Source organism: Pseudoflavonifractor capillosus (assembly GCF_016899775.1).
GTDB lineage: Bacteria > Bacillota > Clostridia > Oscillospirales > Oscillospiraceae > Lawsonibacter.
Genome location: NZ_JACJJE010000100.1, coordinates 1 through 5,328, shown reverse-complemented (window position 1 = coordinate 5,328; position 5,328 = coordinate 1). Strand labels below are relative to the sequence as shown.

The 5,328-nt window shown below is 59.3% G+C and carries 2 protein-coding genes; both read left to right on the top strand.

Translation table 11 applies throughout. The features are described 5' to 3' along the window. Window positions 1-5,010 (top strand): SpaA isopeptide-forming pilin-related protein (locus H6B31_RS16155; RefSeq protein WP_204899440.1); only part of this gene is annotated, 5,010 nt, incomplete at its 5' end. 88 nt (window positions 5,011-5,098) lie between these two features. After that, the coding region (locus tag H6B31_RS16150) for a DUF3852 domain-containing protein (RefSeq protein ID WP_204899441.1) at window positions 5,099-5,328 on the top strand (230 nt) is incomplete at its 3' end.

Sequence of the window (5,328 nt, the reverse complement as noted above, 5' to 3'; positions counted from 1 at the left end):
CTGGATGAAAACGGTGTCCCCACCGGGGAGGAACTGGTTTCCACCAACGGCTTTGCCGAGTGCGACAGCTATGTGGACACCATCCAGTACGCCCGGCCCATCCGGGACACGATTTTTTCCGAGCGGCGGAGTTTTGGCTTGCACGTCTTCTCCCCGTTTAATTTTGAACATGATCCTCCCGGAGAACCGGACGAACCGGATACGCCTGACCCTGACGAACCGGATAACCCGGAGCCCCCGGATGAGCCCGACACCCCTGGGACGGGAATCACGATCACGAAGCTGGAGGAAGGTACCACCCTGGGCCTGGAGGGGGCCGTGTTCAAAATCACTGCCCCGGACGGCTCCACCGTAGGCAGTACCTATACCACCGGGCCGGACGGAACCGTGACCGTCCAGCTGAACCAGACTGGCCACTTCACCGTGGAGGAGCTCACCCCGCCGAAATGGTATGTGAAAGGGGAAAACAGTACCCAGCACGTCAACGTGACAGCGGGGCAGATGGCCGAGCTGACCTTCACCAACAAACCCTACGGCAATCTCCGGGTGGAGAAGTACAGCGACACCGGCGAGCTGCTGGAGGGTGTAACCATCCAAATCAAAAATCTGGAGACTGGGGAGACCCAGTCCGGCCAGACTGGGCCGGATGGTTCCATCGAGTTCACCCAGCTGGCCCCTGGCGGCTATGAAGTACGGGAGGTCGCCGGTATCCCCGGCTGGCAGGCCGACACGGAGACGGTAAAGACCGCCACGGTTTTGTCCGGTGAGACCTCCACGGCCTATTTTGTCAACCAGGAGCTGCCCGGCCTGCGGATCACCAAGTATGACCGGACGAGCAAGGAACTGTTAAGTGACATTACATTCAGTATCTGGCGGGACGGCGAGTACCTGGGCGATTATGAGACGGACGGTTCGGGAGAAATCCTGCTCACCGACTGTCAGCCGGGTACTTACCGGGTGGAGGAGAAGCAGAGCGACGACGCTCACATTACCATCACAACACCCCAAGAGGTGGAGCTGAAGGCTGGGGATGGCATCAAGGAGCTGGTTTTCTTCAACGACTTGAAGCCAGGAATCCACCTCACCAAGGTGGACAGCGCCGACCTCTCCAAACCAATCGCCAACGCCCGTTTCCGGTTTGAAGCGGTAGACGGCTCCTGGGGCCCCGAGGAATATACGACCTCGGAGGATGGGACCATTGACCTCAGCAAGCTCCCTGTGGGCGCTTATGTGGTGACGGAACTGGAGTGTCCGGGATATGTGATCGACGACGCCCAGCGGATCATCCACCTGGACCCCAACGAAAACGCCGAATTTGTATTCACCAACAGCAAGCTGCCCTCCCTCACCCTGACCAAAACCAGCTCGGACGGCTCCCCCCTGGCTGGCGTCACCTTCCGCTTGGCCAAGGTGGAGGACGGCGGGCACTATCTGGACCGCACCACCGGGCCGGACGGGACCATCACCTGGGAGGGGCTGGAGCCCGGCGTCTATTCCCTGGTGGAAACCGCCACGGTGTCGGATCACATTTTGGACGCCCGGGAGCACCATGTTCAGCTTTTCCCCGGCAGGGACAGCACCATTGACCTGGAAAATGACCGCCGACCCAATTTGACGGTGGTGAAACGGGACGCCGACAGCGGCGAGCCTGTGGCTGATACGGTGTTTTTAGTGGAAGCGGCGGACGGCCACAGTGTGGACGAGATCAAGACTGGGCCGGATGGAAAGGCCGTTTTGGAGAATCTGTTGCCCGGTGTGTACGAAATCTCCGAAAAGTCGGTGCCGTCCCCTTATTTGATGGACGCGGAGCCCCAGCTGGTCACCCTCTATCCCAACCGGGACAGGACGGTATATTTTGAGAACCACAAGAAACCCACTCTCACCGTCCACAAAATGGACAGCATCACCGGCAGCCCCATCCAGGGAGCCAAGTTCCAGGTGTGGTACGGCTCCAACAGCACCACCACCGGCGAGCTGAACGACCTGGGGACCTACTTCACCGACGAGCGCGGCGAGATCGTGCTGGAGGGCCTGCGGGACGGCTGGTACAAGGTGACGGAGCTGGAGCCTGCCCACGGTTTCACGATCAAGGAACCCGCCACCCAGGAGGTCTACATTGAGGGAGGGGAGAGCAAATCTTTGACGTTTGAAAATGTCCCTCTCAACGCTATCGTGGTGCACAAAACGGACAGTGTTACCGGCGAGGCCCTGGGTGGGGCCACCTTCCAGCTCAGATACTTGGGCGGCGCCTCCGGCACCGGCGGCACCGTCATCGGGCAGAAAACCACCGGCGCCAACGGCATGGCCCTCTGGACGGGCCTGGAGCCGGGGGCATACATCGTGGAGGAAATTGACCCAGGGGATGGATACAGCATCCTCCAGAGCTCCGAGACGGTCTACCTGGCGGACAACGGGGAGCAAAGCGTCATCACCGTCCACTTTGAAAACCTCCCGGACGGCAGTCTGCTGATCCGAAAAGTGTGCTCTGTCAATCCCAGCGTGACCCTGCCTGATGCCGAGTTCAAAATCACCTATGCGGACGGCAGCGTGATCGGGGACAGCAACGGCATCTATGTCACCGACGAAAACGGCGAAATCCGCATCGACGGCCTGGAGCCGGGCAAGAGCGTCATTGTCACGGAGACGAGAGCCCCGGACGGATACGAGATCGACACCCAATCCCAGACCATCCAAATCCAGGCGGGCCGCACCGTCTCCCTTACCTTCAAAAATGACCCCCGCGGAGCCCTGATCATCCAGAAACAGGACCGCGTGACCGGCCAACCTCTGGCCGGAGCCCAGTTCCGCGTCACCACGGCATCCGGGTGTGAAGTGGGCCTGGATGGTGTGATCGGTGACTCCACTCTGACCCAAGCTGGGATTTTCGAGACGGATGCCAATGGAGAAATCCGTATTTCCAACCTGACCCCCGGCGCCTATGTCCTGACAGAGCTCCGTGCCCCGGACGGGTACACCATCGACACCCCCTCCACCAATGTAGTCATCGGGGAGGGCGGAGACACCCAAACGGTAGTCATCACCAACACCCCCAAGGGCGGCCTGCTCATTAAGAAGATGGACAGCGTGACCAAGGAGCCCCTGTCCGATGTGACCTTCAAGGTGACAACCGCGGACGGCGCGGTGGTGGGAACCTCCAACGGGGAATACCGTACTGACAGCAACGGCTATATCTCCATCCCTGACCTGGAGCCGGGGACATATATCGTCCAGGAGGTGCAGACCAAGAGCGGATACCTGCTGGATGATACCCCCAAGACCATCACCGTGAAAGACCACCAGACCTATACCCTGGAGGTGTTCAACCAGCCCAAGGGCGGCCTTATCATCAACAAGCTGGATTCCGTCACCCATGAGCCCCTGGAGGGGGTGGAGTTTACCATCACCGAGGCGGACGGCACGGTAGTGGACGATAACGGCGGCATGACCTCCAGCATGGGTCTCTACCGCACCGACGAAAAGGGCCAGATCATCATTGATGGTTTGGTCGGGACATTCATCATCACGGAGACCAAGACCATCGAGGGCTACACCATCCATGAGGAGACCCGCACCCAAACGGTGGTCATCAACCCCAACGACACCCAGACCATCACAGTATATAACGACCCTGTGGGCGGCGTGGAGCTTATCAAGGTCAATTCCGCCGACAAGACTCAGCGCATTCCCAATGTGACCTTTGAAATCCGGGAGATGGACGGCGGACTGGTGGACACCGTGACCACCGACAAGAATGGCCGGGTGTTCCTGCCCCTGGAGGACGGGGCCTACTACGCCGTGGAGATCGAGAGCGCGGAGGGCTTCAGACTGGATGACGCCCCCGTATATTTCACGGTGGAGGACGGCAAAACTACCACCCTCCAGGTGGAAAATGAGGCGGTCAGCGGTATCCTGATTCACAAGACCTCCAGCGCCACCGGTGAGGACATCTATGGCGTGACGTTCCTGCTGTACGATGATACCAACACCCCCATAGGGCAGCAGACCACAGATGACCGGGGTTATGCCTGGTTCGAGAATCTGCCCGCCGGGCGCTACTATCTGCGTGAGCTGGAGAACGAGGGGTATATCCCGGACACCCAGATGAAAACTGTCTATGTCCAGAGTGGAGAGACTACCCTGGTGGAGTGGGAAAACACCCCCATTACAGGTCAGATCCAGGTGACCAAGACCGCAGCGGACTATAACTCCATGAACGGCTGGCCTGCCGGGACGCCCATTCCCAACACAGAGTTCGAAATTTACAATGCAAAGACTGGCAATTTAGTGGACACCATTCGGACGGACAAGAACGGTGTGGCCGCCTCCCGTCCCCTGCCCTTGGGCCGGTACAAAATCGTGGAGTCCAAGGCAGCGGACTTTTATGGGCTGGACAAGACACCCATTGAGGTGGAGATCGAGTTTGAAGGGCAGATCGTGAAGACAGCCATGACCAACAAGAGTCTCTACACCAACGTATCCATCCAGAAAACCGGCTATGTGGAGGTCATGCCTGGCCAGTCCATCCGCTATGACTTCGCCAACATCGCCAACAACTCCACCGCCAGTCTCACCTCCTTCTTCTGGCGGGACACCCTGCCCACCCAGGCGGTGCGGCTGGACAAAATCGTCACCGGCACCTACAACGTACCCGGAAACTATAAAATCGTGTACCAGACCAACCTGTCCAACGGGGCCTGGCGCACCCTGGCGGACAACCTGTCCACCCAACAGAACTATGTGCTGGACGCCTCACCCGCAGCCCTGGGACTGGCCGCCAACGAGTGCGTGACTCAGTTCATGGTCTCCTTCGGTGTGGTCCCCTCCAATTTCCGGCAGGTGGAGGCTCCCCAGGTGACCTGCACGGTGCTCTCCGGCCTCACCGGCGGCACCAAGTTCACCAATACCGCAGATGTGGGCGGCGTCTATGACGGCCAGTGGATCATGGCGGTCTCCCGCTGGGTGACCACGGTCTACAAACCCTCCCAGCCCCTGCCCCGCACCGGCTATTGATCTATCCATAGTTTTGAGAGGCCGCCCCTTTCACGGGGCGGCCTTTACATTTTAATAAGGAGGAATCTCTGTGAATCGAAGAAAATGGATGCTTGTGTTCCTCTCAGTTTTCCTGCTGGCGGGCCTGCTCTGCGTCCCTGCTATGGCCGCCGGTGACGTAGCCGGGGCTGTAGAGCAGACCTGGACGGACGCCTCCAGCCAGATCAAGACCGTGGTGGACAGCGTCGTGTTTCCCGCTCTGAGCATGGTGATCGCCATCGCCTTCTTCGTAAAATTGGCCATGGCTTACTTTGATTATCGGAAACATGGCCAGTTTGA